This window comes from Oscillibacter valericigenes (assembly GCF_016902445.1).
Classification (GTDB): Bacteria; Bacillota; Clostridia; order Oscillospirales; family Oscillospiraceae; genus Oscillibacter; species Oscillibacter avistercoris.
Genome location: NZ_JACSNX010000001.1, coordinates 14,443 through 31,173 on the forward strand (window position 1 = coordinate 14,443; position 16,731 = coordinate 31,173).

Below are 16,731 nucleotides of genomic sequence, written 5' to 3' on the forward strand. Positions count from 1 at the left end.
CTCCCCATGACCGAGATGATCTATGAATACGACGGCAGCTTCGAGGGGCTCCTCACCTGCGTCTTTGAGAGCTATGCTCAAAAGGAAGTCCTCACCGCGATCACCTGCGGTGAGGACATTCAATCCACATTGTTTCCCGTGCGGACAGTGCTGACGGACCGGGACCACGCCGCCCGGGTGTACCGGAAGGTGGTCAAGCTGTCTCCGGAGGCGGCGGACCTGCTGCGCCGTGGTTTTCTCACCTGCCTGCCGGAGCGGGAGATCCACCTGTACCGGCTGGTGGTGAAGCTGCTGGAGGAGGGGCCCCGGTTCCTCCGGGACCTGTCCGACGAGACGCTGTATCCGGTCCTGCGGGCGGTGCGGCACCTGAACGGCGAGGTCCATCAGTACAAGGGCTTCGTCCGTTTCTCCGACCTGGGAGGCGTTCTGGGCGGCGAGATCGAGCCGAAAAACCGGGTGCTGCCCCTGCTGCGGCAGCACTTCTGCGCCCGGTACCGGAACGAGCGGTTCTTTCTCTACGACCGCACCCACCGGGAGGCGCTGTTCTACGTCGCGGGCCGCTCCGCCATCCGGCCCCTGGAGCAGTTCCAGATGGCGCCGCCGGATGAGGCGGAGGCCCGCTATCGCCTGTTGTGGAAGCGGTTCTACGACACCATCGCCATCCGGGAGCGGGAGAACCCCCGCTGCCGCATGACCCACATGCCCAAGCGGTACTGGAACACCATGACGGAGTTCCAGGGAGAGGACTCCTTCAAAGCGAGAGAGCGTCCCGCAGCCGTTTCAGGCCCCGGCGCTCCAGCCGGGATACCTGCACCTGGGACACGCCCAGGATCCGGGCGGTCTGCTCCTGGGTCAGCCCCTTGAAGTACCGCAGGAGAATGGCCATCCGCTCCTTCTCCGGCAGCTGATCGATGGACTCCCGCAGGGCGATCCGCTCCACCATGCCCTCCTCCGGGGCCTCCGTGCCCAGCATGCCCTCCAGGGTGAGGCCATCGGCGGTCTCCCTCTGGAGAGACTCCGGCGTGTCCGTGGCGATCTCCACCTGGGCGATCTCCTCCGGCGTCAGGCCGGAGGCCTCCGACAGCTCGGAGAGCACCGGCTCCCGGCCCAGTGTCTGCCGCAGCCGCTCCCGAATGGTGTAAAGGGACTGCGCTTGCTCCCGCATGGTGCGCCCCACTTTCACCGCGCCGTCGTCCCGGAGGAAGCGGCGGATCTCCCCGGCGATCTTGGGCACTGCGTAGGTGGAGAAGCAGGTGCCGTAGTCGAAGTCGAACCCCTGCACCGCCTTCAGAAAGCCCAGGCACCCCAGCTGGTACAGGTCCTCCGGGTCCACGCCCCGGCCGTAGTAGCGCCGCACCACGCTCCAAATCAGACCGTTGTTTTCGATCACCGCCCGCTCGCAGGCATCTCGGTCCCCCTCCTGGGCCGCCCGCAGCAGCTCCAGCGTGGCGCTCATGTCCCGCTCTTCAGCCGGGGTGCCAGCCGCTTGCGCATCACCACGGTAGTGCCCCGACCCGGCGTGGAGCGGACCACCAGCCTGTCCATAAAGCTCTCCATGATGGTGAAGCCCATTCCGCTGCGCTCCTCCCCGCCGGTGGTGAACATGGGCTGGCGGGCCTTCTCCACATCGGGAATGCCCCGGCCGTGGTCCCGCACCGTCACCTCCAGCACCTGGTCCGGGCAGATCCGGACCTTCACCACCACCTGACCGATGGAGTCCGGATAGGCGTGGACGATGGCGTTGGTCACCGCCTCGCTGACGGCGGTCTTGATGTCCTCCAGCTCGTTGAGGGTGGGGTCCATCTGGGCGGCGAAGCAGGACACCGCCGCCCGGGCGAACCCCTCGTTGCTGCTGCGGCTGGGAAATGCCAGCGTGACTTCGTTGTTGGCTTTGGTCTTCATGGTATGTACTCCCCCTTTTTATCGTATCGTCACCAGCCGGCCGATGCCGGCGGCGTCCAGGACCCGCCGGGCCTGCTGGGGCACGTTCCGCACCAGCAGGCTGCCGTCCAGCAGCTGCATCCGCTGCTGGGCCCGCAGGATCAGCGCGATGCCGGAGCTGTCCATGAACGTCACGCCGGAAAAGTCCAGCACCAGCTTCTTCGGCAGCGCCGCGTCAATGGCCAGCTCCAGCTCCCGGAGGGCGTCCCGGGCCCCGTGGTGGTCCAGCTCCCCCTTCAGTTCCAGCAGCAGATTCCGGTCTGCGCTTGTGGCTTCGATCTCCATTCGATCCCCTTCTTCCTTGTCGTTTGTGTACCAAGATACAGGGTACCCCGTTTTTCCTCCCATTATAAGGAAACGGGCCTTTCTTTTTTGTCGGAATCACGCCTCACTGCAAAATGTTCCGTTTCCACGCTTGCAGCAGCGTCTGCGGCGGGGTATCATGGAGGTATCTCATGGGAAAGGCAGGCACATACATGAACATTTTACTGCTCAACGGCAGCTCCCGGCCAAACGGCTGCACCTACACGGCCCTGCGGGAGGTTGCGGACACGCTGGAAGCCGGCGGCGCGGAGACGGAGATCCTCTTCCTGGGCAGCGGTCCCATCCGGGACTGCACCGCCTGCAGGACCTGTCAGAAGACACCGGGCCGGTGCGTATTTGACGACGACATCGTGAATCGGATCATCGAGAAGGCCCGGGCGGCGGACGGCTTCGTATTCGGCACGCCGGTGTACTACGCCCACCCCTCCGGCCGGGTCCTGTCGGTTTTGGACCGGGTGTTCTATGCCGGAAATGCGGCTTTTGCCCACAAACCCGGTGCCGCCATCGCCTCCGCCCGGCGGGCAGGCACCACCGCCTCTGTGGATGTGCTGAACAAATACTTCACCATCTCTCAAATGCCGGTGGTCTCCTCCACCTACTGGAACATGGTCCACGGCAACACGCCGGAGGAGGTGCGCCAGGACGCGGAGGGGATGCAGACCATGCGGAATCTCGCCCGCAACCTGCTCTGGATGATCCAGTGCATCCAGGCGGGAAAGGCCGCCGGCATCCAACCGCCCCAGGCTGAGCGGAGCGCCTGGACCAATTTTATCCGCTGACATGCCAAAAGCCCCCGGAGGGAAATCCCTCCGGGGGCTTTGCCGGATCTCTCAGGATCAAATCTATTGCTCCCAGATCATGGGCGTGTAGCGGATGCCGTCCGGCGACAGCTGTTCCTCCGCCGTGGGTGAAAAGCCCAGATGCCGGTAGACCTCCACCGCATAGGGGGAGCTGTGGACTGTCACCCGGTCCCAGCCGTCTGCCGACAGATATGCCTGGAACAGCTTGCGGCCGATGCCCTGCCGGTGAAACGATGGCTCCACGAAAAACAGGGCGATATGGTCCCCCTCCGCCGCCAGGACGCCCAAGAGCTGATGCCTCTCCCAGGCGCCAAATACTGTTAAGTATTTTACCTGTTCAGTATTTGAGATATAAGTGTAAAAGGCCTCCACACCCTTCGGCGGATAGTCTGGAGCCTCAAATTCCTGAAACACCCGCCAGCAGAGGTCCATGGCCGCCGGAAGCTCCGGCTCCCGGATCCTCCGGATCTCCATGGCGCACCTCATGCTCCCAAAAGCGCCTGCACTGCGGCCAGCGCATCCGGGGCGGACGGCTTGATGCCGATCACCGGCACAGTCAGCTCCGCCTCCTCCAGCGCCGTTTGCAGGGCGGCGATAAACACTCCCCGGCCGGGCAGCTCCCGGTCCAGGTCCGAGGTGGTGTTCACCCCGCAACAGGGGGAGCGGTCGACGCCCACGATGCCCAGCACTGTGAAGCCGTGCTTCCGGTACTCCCGGATCTGCCGGATCACCTGAGCCGTCAGCTCCCGCAGCCGGGCGGCAGCCTCCGGCTGGCCCATGGCCCGGCGGATGCGGGTGTTCTCCACCACCACGGGCCGCTCCCCGCCTTTGGGATCTCCCCGGTCCAGCCCCAGGCAGCACAGCTCCGGGCAGGGCATCTGCACCACGCCCGCCTGGGCGTCCAGGGCGGCCTGCAGAATCTCCCGGTGGGCCGCCGGCACCTCGGCAGTGCCGTCGGATATGGCGTTCTGATTCAGCAGGCAGTGGGCCAGGAAAATGACCCGCCTGCTTCTCCCGTCGGTAAACATCATATCTCTCCTTTCAGCGGGGAGGATCTCTCTCCCCGCGCCCGCAGCGCTCTCAGCGCAGACAGCCGGTGACGAATTTCAGGGGCACCTCCATCCGCGCGGCGATCTGCTCCGGCGTCATGCCCTGGTCCCGGAACCGGCGGCACACGGCCTTCATGTTCTCCCCGATCTCCAGGATATGGCGGTCCGGGTCGTAGAGCCGCACCACCCGCTGGCCCCAGCGGTGCTCCAGCGGCGGGTGGACGTAGGCGATGTCCGGGCGTGCGGCCAGCCGGGTCAGGAAGCCGTCAAAGTCGTCCTCCTCAAAGTAGACCTCACTGTCACCACCGCCGAAGCGGATCTCTTCCGCCGCTTTTCCCAGGAAACCCGCCCAGGTGTCCAGTGTCTGAAGGCACAGTCCGCCGGTGAGGGTCACGTTGGCGCCGAAGTCCATCACCACATGGAGCCCCAGCACCTCCCGGTAAAAGGCCTTGGACCGCTCCATATCCCGGACTGCCAGCAGGGGATTTTTCAGCTTCATCTTCGTCTCCTCTCTCCGCGGCGCTCTGCCGCTCCTTGTTGAAAAAACGCCCCTGGGAGATGCTCCGCAGGGGCGTTTTGTCGCTGCATGTTCGATGTGCCGGGGCGTTACGCCTGCATGGCCTTGGCGGATTCCTCCAGCTTGGCGATGAGCTCCTGGTACTTGGCAGCCTTCTCCCGCTCGGCGTTCACCACCGCCTCCGGAGCACGGGAGACGAACTTCTCGTTGGAGAGCTTCTGCTCCACGCTCCGCAGGCCGTTCTGGGCCTTCTCGATCTCCTTGCGGATCCGCTCCAGCTCGGCGGCGATGTCCACCAGCTCCCGCAGGGGCAGATAGGCCGTGGCGTTGTGGGTGACGGCGGTCACCATGCCGGATACGTCCGCCGGGGCGGCGTCGGCGAACTTCACGTCGCTGGCATAGGCCAGCCGCTGGATGAAGTGGCTGCCCTGGGCGTAGACGTCCGGGGTGGCGGTGACGATCAGCACCTCCGCCTTCTTGGAGGGGGGCACGTTCATCTCCGCCCGGCGGGCCCGGATGGCCTTGATGGTGTCCATGACTGCCTCCATGGCGGCCTCCTCCGCCGGGAAGGACAGGTCCGCCCGGTACTCCGGCCACCGGGAGGTCATGATGAACTGGTCCTCGTGGGGCAGGGCCTGGTAGATCTCCTCCGTGATGAAGGGCATGAAGGGGTGCAGCAGCTTCAGCAGCTCCGTCAGCACGTAGCAGAGCACGTTCTGGGCCACCAGCTTGGCATCCTCGTCCTCTCCCTGGAGGCGGGTCTTTGTCAGCTCGATATACCAGTCGCAGTAGGTGTCCCACAGGAAGTCATAGACCTTGGCGGAGGCCACGCCGATCTCGTAGGCGTCCAGGTTCTCCGTGACCTCCTTCACCAGCGTGTTCAGCTTGGAGAGGACCCACTTGTCCTCTGGCGCCAGGGCGTCCGCCGCAGGCAGCTCACACTTGTCGATGGTGAGGTTCATCATCACGAAGCGGCTGGCGTTCCAGATCTTGTTGGCGAAGTTCCGCATGGCCTCGCACTTCTCGGTGTAGAACCGGGTGTCGTTGCCCGGGGAGTTGCCGGTGATGAGGTTGAAGCGCAGGGCATCGGCGCCGTACTTCTCCGCCATCTCCAGCGGGTCGATGCCGTTGCCCAGGGACTTGGACATCTTGCGGCCCTTGTCGTCCCGCACCAGGCCGTGGATCAGCACGGTGTGGAAGGGGATCTTGTGCATCTGCTCGCAGCCGGAGAAGATCATCCGGGCCACCCAGAAGAAGATGATGTCATAGCCGGTGACCATGACGGAGGTGGGATAGTAGAAGTCCAGGTCCGCCGTCTGCTCCGGCCAGCCCAGGGTGGAGAAGGGCCACAGGGCACTGGAGAACCAGGTGTCCAGCACGTCCGGATCCCGGGTCAGGTGGGTGGAGCCGCATTTCTCGCACTTTGTGGGGTCCTCCCGGGAGACGTTGATGTGGCCGCAGTCGTCGCAGTACCAGGCGGGGATCTGGTGGCCCCACCACAGCTGGCGGGAGATGCACCAGTCGTGGACGTTCTCCATCCAGTTGGTGTAGGTCTTGGCGAACCGCTCGGGGACGAACTTCACCTCGCCCTCACGGACCACCCGCAGGGCCTCCTTGGCCAGGGGCTCCATCTTCACGAACCACTGGGCGGAGATCAGGGGCTCCACGTCGTTGTGGCAGCGGTAGCAGGTGCCCACGTTGTGGCTGTAGGGCTCGGTCTTCACCAGATACCCCTGCTCCTCCAGGTCCTTCACGATCTGCTTGCGGCACTCGTACCGGTCCATCCCGTTGTAGGGGCCGCCGTTCTCGTTGATCCTGCCGTCGTCGCCGATGCAGCGGATGACCTCCAGATTGTGGCGCAGGCCCACCTCGAAGTCGTTGGGGTCGTGGGCGGGGGTCATCTTCACGGCGCCGGTGCCGAAGCCCAGCTCCACGTAGTCGTCCGCCACGATGGGGATCTCCCGGTTCATGATGGGCAGGATGCAGGTCTTGCCGACGAGGTCCTTGAACCGCTCGTCCTCCGGGTTCACGGCCACGCCGGTGTCGCCCATCATGGTCTCGGGACGGGTGGTGGCCACCACCAGGTCGCCGGAGCCGTCAGAGAGCGGGTAGCGGATATGCCACAGGTGGCCGGGCTTGTCCACGTACTCCACCTCGGCGTCGGACAGGGCGGTGATGCAGTGGGGGCACCAGTTGATGATGCGGCTGCCCTTGTAGATCAGGCCCTTGTCGTACAGCTCGCAGAAGGTCTCCCGCACGGCCTTGGAGCAGCCCTCGTCCATGGTGAAGCGGGAGCGGCTCCAGTCGCAGGAGACGCCCATCTTCTTCTGCTGCTCCACGATCCGGTTGCCGTAGGCCTCCTTCCACTTCCACACCCGCTGGAGGAACTTCTCCCGGCCCAGGTCATAGCGGGTCAGGCCCTCCTTGGTGCGCAGCTCCTCCTCCACCTTGATCTGGGTGGCGATGCCGGCGTGGTCCGTGCCGGGGACCCACAGCGTGGAGTAGCCCTGCATCCGCTTGAAGCGGGTCAGGATGTCCTGCAGGGTGCAGTCCAGGGCGTGGCCCATGTGGAGCTGGCCCGTGACGTTGGGAGGCGGCATGACGATGGAAAAGGGCTTTTTCCTGGGATCCGGATCCCCGTTGAAGCAGTCGTTATCCTCCCACATCTGGTAGATGCGGGACTCCACCTGCTGGGGTTCATACACCTTGGGCAGTTCTTTCTTCATAGTGACTCTCCTTTTGCTCCGTGCGTCAGACACGCTGATACGGTTTTTCGCATTTTTCAGACAGGAACTTCCGCAGCTCCTCCGGGTCCCGGCCGGGCACGTCGTCCAGCTTCACGATGAGGCTGGCCGTGGGGTCCAGGAACAAAAAGTCATATCCCCGGTAATAGACCAGGGCGTAGATCTTGTCGTAGTTGTGTCGGACCTTCTTATTGCCGATCACCTCGTACAGGCAGCTGTCCATAAACTGGATCTTTCCGCTGTACACCATCCGCATCCGGGCGATGGCGGCGCTGGCCACGTTGGGGATCAGGCCGGCGATCAGGAATAAGATGCCGATCACCGTGTAGCCGAACCGCTCAAAGGACATGCCGTCCGCCAGGATATCCTCCGCCACGGTCCAGGTGCGCCAGACACCCACCGCCAGAAAGATCACCCGATAAATCAGCATCTGTTTGCGCCGGAACAGCTTCTCCGACACGGTGTACAGCGCCAGCAGCTGCCGGTAATCCAATTTCATTTCTGCTTCAAATCTCATGTGTTCTCTCCCTTATGATCCTCTCTGTCTGTAAAATCCAGACGCATCCGAATGTGGGGAATGCCGTCCTCCAGAAATTCCCCGGACACCTGGCGGAATCCTGCCTTTTCATACAGTCCCCGTGCGTAGGTCTGCGCCTCCAGCTGGACTGCATCTGCCCGGCAGACCGTCCGGGCCAGCCGGATCCCCTCCTGCAGGAGCCGGGATGCCAGCCCGCAGTGCCGCTTTACTGCGATCACCCGGCCAATGGCGGCGTCGGGAAATGCTTTGCCTGGAGGCAGCACCCGAAGATACGCCTGGATCCCGTTCTCATCTGCAAGCCAGATATGCCAGGCATCCCGGTCATATTCGTCCATCTCCTGATAGGGGCACTTCTGCTCCACCACAAAGACAGAGATCCGCAGCTTGGCGAGATCCAGCAGCTCGTCTGCCGTCAGATCCCGAAAGTGCCTGATGATCAGTTGCATGGCTTTGTCCTCCTCACGGGCCGGCAGCACGCAAAAACGCCCCGAGCCTTTCGGCTCAGGGCGAACATTCTGTCCGTGGTACCACCTGAATTCGGGTAAAACCGCACTCTGGGGCGCTGAAAGCGCCTGCCCCGGTAACGGTGGGCAGCCGCCGGGGCTTACTGACACTTCAGCTCCGGTGCTCCGGGACGACTTCTCCGGCGGCATTGGGAGAACTCACACCAGCCGTTCTCTCTCTTGGCCGCTGCCCGCCGGGTACTGCTTCCCTTCCTCGCAGTTTCCGATATACTGTTACAGTATAATATACCCGGTTTTGATTGTCAAGCCAAGGAAAATTAGAAATTAGGAATTGATGTGTTCCGCCGCAGGCGGGTCGATTTGAATGAGTCCGGCTCTGCCGGACACCACAATTCCTAACACCTAATTCCTAACTCCTAACCCTCAGCCCTGTCAGCTCAGCCGCAGGATCTCCTTTTTCAGCCGGTTGATGATGCGCTTTTCCAGCCGGGAGATGTAGCTCTGGGAGATGCCCAGCTGGTCCGCCACCTCCTTCTGGGTCTGCTCCTTCCCGCCTCCCAGGCCGAACCGCAGGGTGATGATCTGCTTTTCCCGGGGCGAAAGGACACTGATGGCCGCCGCCAGCAGGTCCCGTTCCACGTCCTCCTCAATGGGGCGCATCACCACGTCGGCATCGGTGCCCAGCACGTCGGAGAGCAGCAGCTCGTTGCCGTCCCAGTCGGTGTTCAGGGGCTCATCGAAGGAGACCTCCCCCTTCCGTCCGGCGTTTTTCCGCAGGTACATCAGGATCTCGTTCTCGATGCACCGGGAGGCGTAAGTGGCCAGCTTGATGTTCTTGTCCGTCCGGTAGGTGCCCACCGCCTTGATGAGCCCGATGGTGCCGATAGAGATCAGATCCTCGATGTTGATGCCGGTGTTCTCGAACCGCCGGGCGATGTACACCACCAGCCGCAGATTATGTTCGATGAGCTCCTTCCGGGCGTCCTCGTCCCCGATCTGCTCCAGCAGCACTGCCTCCCGCTCCCGGCTCAGGGGCGGGGGCAGCGTGTCGCTGCCCCCGATGTAGTGCACTTCTGCCGGCGGCAGCAGGCCGATCCGCTCCAGCAGCCGCCGCCACGGTTCCTTCCAGTTTTTCATGCGCTCTTCTCCTTCCCGCCGCGCCGCCCCACAGGGCGCTGTACCCGGTCCCCAGATCAGTGGGGGACAGGGCCACCGGCAGCCCGGCGTACCGCTCCCCCGCAACTTCCGTCCAATCGCTGCGCACCGCCAGCAGCAGTCCGCCGTCCACCCCCACCGCATGGTAGGGGATCAGCCGGAACCGCAGATCCGGCGCCGCCCGCAGCAGAGGCTCCAGCAGCTCTGCCGGACGCTCCAGCGCCGGAGAGGACAGCAGCTGCCGGACCTGCCGCGGCAGCGCGCCGTCCAGCCGCCCTGGAGACACCACCAGCACCAGCTGGCCGGACACCGGGTCCCGGAGGGAATTCCCCGTGTCGCAAAAGGCGGTGAAGGCCGTCTCCCGGCCGCCGAGGCACACCCGGGCCGGCACCAGCTGCCCCCGGATGCCCTTTCCGGCCGCCGCCCGGAACACCACCGTCAGCACCAGATAGGCCGCGGCGGAGGCGATCAGCAGGACCCTGGCGTCCACGTCCGTGTAGAACACGCCGTTCACCACCGGTACCCCGCCACCGGCCAGCAGGCCCAGAGCCAGCACACAGCCCGCCAGGGCGCAGGAGACGGCGAAGAGCAGCAGTGTCAGCCGCAGCAGCTTCTCCTCCCCGCCGTAGGCCGTCAGCGCCAGCAGCACCCCCGCCGCCAGCTTCACCGGCGTGGCGGCAAGAAAGCCCAGCCCCGGCAGGAACACCGCCACGGCATAGGCGCCCCCCAGCAGCCCCGCCAGCAGATACCGGCCCCGCCGGAGGGGGATCCCCGCCAGCCGGCCCACGGAGAGCACCAGCAGGTAGTCCATCAGCGCATTCAGCACGAACACGCTGTCCACATACACCACGGTCAAGCCCGCCGCCCCCTCTCCGTCCCGCGGAACATATTATAGGGCAGGCCGTCGGGAAAACCCGTCGCAAAAAGGAGGCGTGTCTGAAAAGACACGCCTCCCCGCAGCTCATCTGGGTTTCACCGGAATTGAAGAAAGATGTCTGGTTCGCCCCGCATTTCCACCGTATAGGGCCGGTCCCGCTCCAGGCCCTCCAGGCTGACGGCCTGGCCGGGCAGCGCCGTCACCTCCAGCACCAGTTCCCCTTTCTCATCCCGGAACCGCAAGTCCGCTGGCTGTTCACAGTGGGCATCCAGGATCACCTCCCGCCGGTGGAAGATGCTGTCGAACACCACGGGTTCCTCCGCCTGCCGCCACTGGTCCGTCTCTTCGGCGGTCACCCGGCTGAGCACGATCTGGCGGGGCGGATAATTCTCCGCAAAATACTGCCAGCCGCAGAAGGCGGCAAAGCACACTGCCAGTGTGGCCAGCACCGCCAGCACCGTCCGCAGGAACACCTTTTTCTGATACACATAAAAGGGGGACTCCGCCCGGATCACGGGTCTTTCCTCCACATGGACCTGACTGCGCATCCGCTCCGCCGCCCGGGCACAATCCGGGCACTCCGCCAGGTGCTGCCGCACCAGCTCTGCCGTCACAGGGCTGCAGAGCTCATCCTGATACAGGGGCAGCAGATCCCGGATCACCTCACATTGCATAGTCATTCCTCCAATCGTTCCGCCAGCATCACCTTGGCTCGATAGTAAGTGACCCTGGCCCAGTTTTCCGTCCGGCCAAAGATCTCGCCGATCTCCCGAAAGCTCAGCTCCGACAGCGCCCGCAGCAGAAAGATCTCCCGATAGGGCTCCCGCAGGCTGTGGATGGCCTTGTGGATGGACACGTAGGCGTCCCGCCGCAGGAGGGAGATCTCCGGTATCCCGTCGTTCTCCGGCGCCGCCCGCTCCAACTCCTCCATGGGCAGCGTGGGATGGCGTTTTTGGTGCTTCAGGTGGTCATAGTACAGGTGCTTGGCGATCTGGCACAGCCAGACAGACCGCTTGCAGGCCCCATTGTAGCGTCTGATGGACCGGATCGCCTGGTAAAAGGTCTCCTGAGTCAGTTCCTCCGCCAGATCCGGGTCACCGGTGAGGCACACCAGGAACCGCTTCACCTCATCCGCATACTGCTGATAGATCTCATCCACAGGTTCCATCCGCATCCCCCCTTCCCCGCTCTCTGCTGATAAATCGACACGCTCCCTCGATTCGTTACAGCTCCCTGAAAAAAATCCCTCCGGGAAGACGCTTCCCGGAGGGCAATGCCGCCTGTTACAGCAGGGATAAGTAAGGGATGATCAGCGACGCCAGCATGGAGATCACCAGGATGATCACCAGGACAGCCGCAAACACCCGGTGCTTGTTGCTCATTTCGGTCCCTCCTCTGTCAAGATCCGGCGGATGCTCTTTTCCGCCTTGCTGCGGGGCAGCATCAGCTCATGCCCGCAGCCCAGACATTTGAGCTTGATGTCCATGCCCACCCGCAGGATCTCCCACTGGGTGCTGCCGCAGGGGTGGGCCTTTTTCAGCTCCACTTTGTCGTGCAGATGCAGGTCCATTGTCATCCTCCTTGTCAAAGCAGCCCGCCGGGCTGCATATCATAACGGTATGGAACAAAACGCCGCCTCCGCGGCAGATAGGATGCGATCGCCATATGCCGGAAAACAAACTGTATCCGCCGGAGGGCCTGCGCCCTCCCTCCTCGTTCACCATGCAGGGCCTGCGGGAGGCTCTGGAACAGGGCACGGTGCTGGAGGACACGGCCCTCCGGTGCGATGCCGGACACGACCTTCTCTTCTCCCTGGGCGGCATCCGGGGCCGGATGCCCCGGACGGAGGTCCTCGCCCCCTGGATCAGCGGGGCACAGCGGGACATCGCCGTTCTCTCCCGGGTGGGAAAGCCCACCTGCTTTCAGGTGTCGGCCCTGCAGGCCGACGAAAAGGGGGCGCCTCTGGCGATCCTCTCCCGCCGGGCCGTCCAGGAGCGGGCCATGGACTTCTTCCTGGAGCACCTGTGCCCCGGGTCCGTGGTGGCCACCGTGGTGACCCACCTGGAGTCCTTCGGCGCCTTCCTGGACATCGGCTGCGGCATCGTGGCCATGCTGCCCATCGAGTACATCTCCGTCTCCCGCATCTCCCACCCGAGGGAGCGGTTCCAGCCGGGACAGAGGATCCTGGCGGCAGTCCGGTCCGTGGACCTGGAAAAACGCCGCTTCACCATGACCCACAAGGAGCTGCTGGGCACCTGGATGGAGAACGCCAGCTGGTTCTCCCCCGGGGAGACGGTGCGGGGCGTGGTCCGCAGCGTAAAGGAGTACGGCAGCTTCATCGAACTGGCCCCCAATCTCTCCGGTCTGGCGGACGCCCGGACCGATCTGCAGCAGGGAGACGGCGTCTCCGTCTACATCAAGTCCATCCGCCCGGAGCGGATGAAGATCAAGCTGCAGGTCATTGAGAAGCTGCCGCCCCGGGAGGCGCCGGAGCCTCTGCGGTATCAGATCACCGACGGCGTGCTGGACCGGTGGGTCTACTCCCCGCCCGGGTATGAAAAGGAGCCGGTGGGGACGGTGTTCACGGCTGCGGGCCCTTGATCTCGTCCCAGTACCGCTTGGCGGCCTGCTCCGTCTTGTTGTCGCCGTATTCGTAGTACTGGACGCCCAGCAGGGCGTCGGGCAGATACTGCTGCCGCACCCAGTGGCGGGGGAAGTTGTGGGGGTACAGGTACCCCTGCTCCCGCTCCATGCCGGTGGAGTCCGCGTGGACGTTCTGCAGCTCCCGGGGCACATCCCCGGTGCGGCCTGCCTTCACGTCCGCCCAAGCCTTGCCGATGCTGGCCGCCACGCTGTTGGACTTGGGGGCCGTGGCCAGCAGAACGGCCGCCTGGGCCAGGGGCAGCTGCGCCTCCGGCAGCCCCAGCTGCATGGCGGTGTCCACGCAGGCCTTCACGATGGAGACTGCCTGGGGGTATGCCATCCCCACATCCTCGCTGGCGGAGCACAGCAGCCTCCGGCAGGGAGTGATCAGGTCCCCCGCCTCCAGGAACCGGGCCAGGTAGTGGAGGGCCGCGTCCGGGTCGCTGCCCCGGAGGGACTTCATCAGGGCGGAGGCGGCGTCGTACATGGCGTCACCGCCCTTGTCGTACCGCATGGCGCTGCGCTGAGCCACCTGCTCCGCGTCGGCCAGGGTCAGCGTCAGCCTGCCGTCCTTGGGCAGGGCTGCCTGACAGAGGAGCTCCACCGCGTTGATGGCCTTGCGGACATCGCCGCCGCAGGCGGTGGCGATCTGCCGGGGCACCGCCTGCTCCCAGTCCAGGGGCAGGGGTGCCCGGTCCTGCTCGATCTTCAGGGCCCGGAGGACGGCGGGCTCCACCTCCTCCGGGGACACGGCCTTGAACTCAAACACCGTGCTGCGGGACAGCAGCGCGCCGTAGACATAGAAGTACGGATTCTCGGTGGTGGAGGCGATGAGGGTCAGAGACCCGTTCTCCATGAACTCCAGCAGGCTCTGCTGCTGCTTTTTGTTGAAGTACTGGATCTCGTCCAGGTACAGCAGGATGCCTCCCGGGGCCAGCAGGGTCCCCACGTCGGCGATGATGTCCTTCACATCCTGGAGGGACGCGGTGGTGGCGTTGAGCCGGTGGAGGGTCTTGTTGGTCTGCCGGGCGATGATGTTGGCGATGGTGGTCTTGCCGGTGCCGGAGGGGCCGTAGAACACCATGTTGGCCTCGGTCCCGCTGTCGATGAGCCGGCGGAGCACCGCGCCCTTTGCCAGCAGGTGCCGCTGGCCCACCACCTCGTCCAATGTCTTTGGGCGGATCTCGTCCGCCAGAGGCCGCTGCATGGCGGCACCCCCCTTCCCTGTCGGGTTTCAAATTCGGAATTTTTATTATACCATAGCCCGCCGGAAATTTCCACCCGGAAAACGCTGAAAAGCCGGGAAGACAGCTGTCTTCCCGGCTCTGTTTCGGTCAGCCCACCGTTTTCCAGTGCTTGTCTACGTGGTTGAGGATCTCGCAGCCGGTCTCCGTCACCAGCACCAGGTCCTCCACCCGGACGCCGAACTCGCCGGGCAGATACACGCCGGGCTCGATGGAGAAGATCATGCCGGGCTTGGCCACCAGGGGCGTGGTGGCGCTGACGTCCCCCTTCTCGTGGTCCGTCTGGCCGATGAAGTGGCCCAGCCGATGGGTGAAGAACTCCCCGTAGCCGGCGGCGGCGATGTGGTCCCGGGCGGCCTTGTCCAGGTCCTTCAGGGCCACGCCGGGGCGGATCAGGGACTCCGCCTTCTCGTTGGCCTCCCGCACCAGGTCGTGGATGGCGGCGTACTTGGGGTCCGCCGTCTTGCAGAAGAAGGTCCGGGTCATGTCGGAGCAGTACCGGCTCTTCCGGCAGCCCATGTCAATGACGATGCAGTCCCCGGCCTGCAGACGGGTCTGGTCCGCCTCGTGGTGGGGGTCCGCGGCGTGGGCGCCGTAGGAGACGATGGGCAGGAAGGATGTGGAGTCGCAGCCCTCGGCGGCGTACTGGCCGACGATGTAGTCGGCCACCTCCCGCTCGGTCATGCCCTCTTTCATGTAGGCGGCGGCCCGCTCCATCACCACGTCGTTGATCCGGGAGGCCTCCCGCATCAGATCCCGCTCCACCGCGTCCTTGCAGGCCCGGGCGTCGTCCACGCAGTCGGAGGCCAGGACGTACCGGCAGCTGGGGTTGTGGGCCATCAGGGGCAGCAGGAACCGGGCGGGCCAGTCCTTGTCCACGCCCATGTCCTTTTCCCCGTCCACAGCCTGGGCCAGGATAGTAAGATAGTCGTCTGTGTCGGAGAACCACACCTGCTCCCAGGGTGCCTCCGGCACCGGGAAGAGCTTGTTGAGAAACAGCTTGTGCTGTCCGTCCTTCCGCAGATAGAGGGCGTAGAGCCGCTCAAAGGGGAACACGTCGTAGCCCGTCAGATACCAGATGCTGTCCGGGTCGGACACCAGAATCTGCTCCAGGCCCATCTGCTCCATGGCAGCCAGTACTCTCTTGATCCGTTCCTCGTACATGATCTCAGCCCTCTTTCTTTTTGATGATGGTCCCCACCAGCTCCGGGGAGACCAGTGCTTTCACGGTCTTGACACCGGTCTTCAGGGATTCCACCGGCGCGTACTCATACCGTCCGTGGGCGTTATGGCCCGCGCTGGGCAGGTTGGGGCACAGCAGGCCCTTATAGGTCAGCATGCTGCCGTCGGTGCCGCCCCGGATGGGAGAGTGGGTGGGGTGCTCGACGCCGGCGGCCTTCATGGCGGCCTCCGCCAGCTCGATGATCTCCATGTGGTCCTTCAGCACCTCGTACATGTTGTAGTACTGGTCCTGGGTGTCCACCACGGCGGTGCCGCCGCCCCAACGGCGGTCGATCTGCTCCGCGGCCTTGTCCATCATGGCCTTGCGCTCCTGGAACCGCTTCATGTCGTGGTCCCGGACGATATACTCCAGGGTGGCCCGCTCCGCCTTGCCGTGCATCTCCTGCAGGTGGAAGAAGCCCTCGTACCCCTCCGTGTGGGCGGGGGTCTCCAGCGCCGGCAGCAGGGCGTTGTACTCCATGGCGATCAGCAGGGCGTTGCGCATCTTGTCCTTGGAAGTGCCCGGGTGGATGCTGAAGCCGTTGATGGTCACCACGGTCTTGGCGGCGTTGAAGGTCTCGTACTCATAGTCGGTGATGTCGCCGCCGTCCAGGGTGTAGGCAAAGTCCGCGCCGAAGCCGGCCACGTCGAAGAAGCTGGCGCCCATGCCGATCTCCTCGTCCGGGGTGAAGCCCAGGCAGATCCTGCCGTGGGGAGCCTTCTCCGCCAGCAGCTCCTCCACCGCCTGGAGGATGATGGCGATGCCCGCCTTGTCGTCCGCCCCCAGCAGGGTAGTGCCGTCGGTGCAGACCAGATCCTGGCCCACGAATTTCTGCAGCTCCGGGAACTGGGCGGCCTCCATGACGATGTTCTGCTCCCGGTTCAGCACCACGTCCCCGCCGGTGTAGTGGATGATCTGGGGCTTCACGTCCTTGCCGGTCATGTCCGGTGTGGTGTCCATGTGGGCGATGAGGCCGATGGCGGGCAGATGCTCGCACCCCGGCGTGGCGGGCAGGGTGGCGTAGACGTAGCACTTGTCGTCGTACCGGGCGTTTTCGATGCCCAGGCCCCGGAGCTCCTCCACCAGCAGCCTGGCCATGTCGAACTGGCGGTCCGTGCTGGGGGTGACGGTGCGGCCGGCGTGGTAGTCGCTTTCGCTGTATACCTTGGCGTAGCGGATGAGACGGTCAACAACGGTATCCATGTGGTTCCTC

The 16,731-nt window shown here is 64.5% G+C and carries 19 protein-coding genes, 1 pseudogene and 1 other annotated feature; of the genes and pseudogenes, 3 read left to right on the top strand and 17 right to left on the bottom strand.

Annotated elements, in window-relative coordinates:
- Window positions 1-6: 6 nt before the first annotated feature.
- Entirely contained in the window at window positions 7-864 is an 858-nt protein-coding gene (locus H9X91_RS00050; RefSeq protein ID WP_204801284.1) for a TIGR03915 family putative DNA repair protein, read from the top strand.
- Here the strand turns inward: H9X91_RS00050 and H9X91_RS00055 are convergent.
- From H9X91_RS00055 to H9X91_RS00065, 3 genes are read right to left on the bottom strand one after another with little or no spacing between them, the layout of a single operon-like run.
- Window positions 752-1,456, bottom strand: a complete 705-nt coding sequence (locus tag H9X91_RS00055) for a sigma-70 family RNA polymerase sigma factor (RefSeq protein WP_204801285.1) — start codon at window positions 1,454-1,456, stop codon at window positions 752-754. The two genes, H9X91_RS00050 and H9X91_RS00055, sit on opposite strands and share 113 nt — an antisense overlap.
- The gene (spoIIAB, locus tag H9X91_RS00060; RefSeq protein ID WP_204801286.1) at window positions 1,453-1,902 is read right to left on the bottom strand and encodes an anti-sigma F factor; all 450 of its coding nucleotides are present in this window, start codon (window positions 1,900-1,902) and stop codon (window positions 1,453-1,455) included. Before spoIIAB ends, H9X91_RS00055 begins: the two co-directional genes overlap by 4 nt.
- 18 nt (window positions 1,903-1,920) lie before the next feature.
- Window positions 1,921-2,226 (bottom strand): STAS domain-containing protein, encoded by a 306-nt coding sequence (locus H9X91_RS00065; protein ID WP_204801287.1) that lies wholly within the window; start codon window positions 2,224-2,226, stop codon window positions 1,921-1,923.
- 191 nt (window positions 2,227-2,417) lie between these two features.
- Between H9X91_RS00065 and H9X91_RS00070 the strand changes: the two genes are divergently transcribed.
- The gene (locus tag H9X91_RS00070) at window positions 2,418-3,044 is read left to right on the top strand and encodes a flavodoxin family protein (protein ID WP_204801288.1); all 627 of its coding nucleotides are present in this window, start codon (window positions 2,418-2,420) and stop codon (window positions 3,042-3,044) included.
- 63 nt (window positions 3,045-3,107) lie between these two features.
- Here H9X91_RS00070 and H9X91_RS00075 read toward each other — a convergent pair whose 3' ends face one another.
- The 11 genes and pseudogenes from H9X91_RS00075 to H9X91_RS00120 form a co-directional block, all read right to left on the bottom strand.
- Window positions 3,108-3,539, bottom strand: a complete 432-nt coding sequence (locus H9X91_RS00075) for a GNAT family N-acetyltransferase (protein ID WP_204801291.1) — start codon at window positions 3,537-3,539, stop codon at window positions 3,108-3,110.
- An 8-nt stretch (window positions 3,540-3,547) separates the two neighbouring features.
- The gene (locus H9X91_RS00080) at window positions 3,548-4,093 is read right to left on the bottom strand and encodes a CD3072 family TudS-related putative desulfidase (RefSeq protein ID WP_204801293.1); all 546 of its coding nucleotides are present in this window, start codon (window positions 4,091-4,093) and stop codon (window positions 3,548-3,550) included.
- A gap of 52 nt (window positions 4,094-4,145) precedes the next feature.
- A complete protein-coding gene (locus tag H9X91_RS00085) occupies window positions 4,146-4,613 on the bottom strand; it encodes a VOC family protein (protein ID WP_204801295.1) in 468 nt (155 codons plus the stop codon).
- A 107-nt stretch (window positions 4,614-4,720) separates the two neighbouring features.
- Window positions 4,721-7,357: a valine--tRNA ligase gene (locus tag H9X91_RS00090; protein WP_204801303.1), complete on the bottom strand. Its 2,637-nt coding sequence runs from the start codon at window positions 7,355-7,357 to the stop codon at window positions 4,721-4,723.
- Between the two features lie 25 nt (window positions 7,358-7,382).
- The gene (locus H9X91_RS00095) at window positions 7,383-7,892 is read right to left on the bottom strand and encodes a hypothetical protein (RefSeq protein WP_204801305.1); all 510 of its coding nucleotides are present in this window, start codon (window positions 7,890-7,892) and stop codon (window positions 7,383-7,385) included.
- Window positions 7,889-8,359 carry a GNAT family N-acetyltransferase gene (locus tag H9X91_RS00100; protein WP_204801307.1) on the bottom strand — a complete coding sequence of 157 codons (471 nt, stop codon included), beginning with the start codon at window positions 8,357-8,359 and terminating at the stop codon, window positions 7,889-7,891. The genes H9X91_RS00095 and H9X91_RS00100 overlap by 4 nt, the downstream gene beginning before the upstream one ends.
- 53 nt (window positions 8,360-8,412) lie before the next feature.
- Window positions 8,413-8,640, bottom strand: a binding site (T-box leader).
- Between the two features lie 169 nt (window positions 8,641-8,809).
- Entirely contained in the window at window positions 8,810-9,514 is a 705-nt protein-coding gene (sigE, locus tag H9X91_RS00105) for an RNA polymerase sporulation sigma factor SigE (protein WP_204801309.1), read from the bottom strand.
- A gap of 115 nt (window positions 9,515-9,629) precedes the next feature.
- A pseudogene (locus H9X91_RS14230) lies at window positions 9,630-10,382 on the bottom strand (sigma-E processing peptidase SpoIIGA); the annotation flags it as partial.
- 122 nt (window positions 10,383-10,504) lie between these two features.
- Window positions 10,505-11,083, bottom strand: a complete 579-nt coding sequence (locus H9X91_RS00110; RefSeq protein WP_204801311.1) for a zf-HC2 domain-containing protein — start codon at window positions 11,081-11,083, stop codon at window positions 10,505-10,507.
- Between the two features lie 2 nt (window positions 11,084-11,085).
- Window positions 11,086-11,577, bottom strand: coding sequence for an RNA polymerase sigma factor (locus H9X91_RS00115; RefSeq protein ID WP_204801313.1), 492 nt, complete (start codon window positions 11,575-11,577; stop codon window positions 11,086-11,088).
- A gap of 210 nt (window positions 11,578-11,787) precedes the next feature.
- A complete protein-coding gene (locus H9X91_RS00120) occupies window positions 11,788-11,979 on the bottom strand; it encodes a DUF951 domain-containing protein (RefSeq protein WP_204801315.1) in 192 nt (63 codons plus the stop codon).
- Between the two features lie 95 nt (window positions 11,980-12,074).
- Between H9X91_RS00120 and H9X91_RS00125 the strand changes: the two genes are divergently transcribed.
- Window positions 12,075-13,010, top strand: coding sequence for a S1 RNA-binding domain-containing protein (locus tag H9X91_RS00125; protein WP_204801317.1), 936 nt, complete (start codon window positions 12,075-12,077; stop codon window positions 13,008-13,010).
- On the opposite strand, the gene H9X91_RS00130 is transcribed toward H9X91_RS00125, so the two are convergent.
- The 3 genes from H9X91_RS00130 to pepT form a co-directional block, all read right to left on the bottom strand.
- Window positions 12,991-14,259, bottom strand: a complete 1,269-nt coding sequence (locus H9X91_RS00130) for a replication-associated recombination protein A (protein ID WP_204801320.1) — start codon at window positions 14,257-14,259, stop codon at window positions 12,991-12,993. The genes H9X91_RS00125 and H9X91_RS00130 overlap by 20 nt on opposite strands.
- A gap of 127 nt (window positions 14,260-14,386) precedes the next feature.
- Complete coding sequence (locus H9X91_RS00135) at window positions 14,387-15,460, bottom strand: M24 family metallopeptidase (RefSeq protein ID WP_204801322.1); 1,074 nt, start codon at window positions 15,458-15,460, stop codon at window positions 14,387-14,389.
- A gap of 4 nt (window positions 15,461-15,464) precedes the next feature.
- On the bottom strand, window positions 15,465-16,721 hold the full coding sequence (gene pepT, locus H9X91_RS00140; RefSeq protein ID WP_204801324.1) for a peptidase T: 1,257 nt from the start codon (window positions 16,719-16,721) through the stop codon (window positions 15,465-15,467).
- Window positions 16,722-16,731 lie beyond the last annotated feature (10 nt).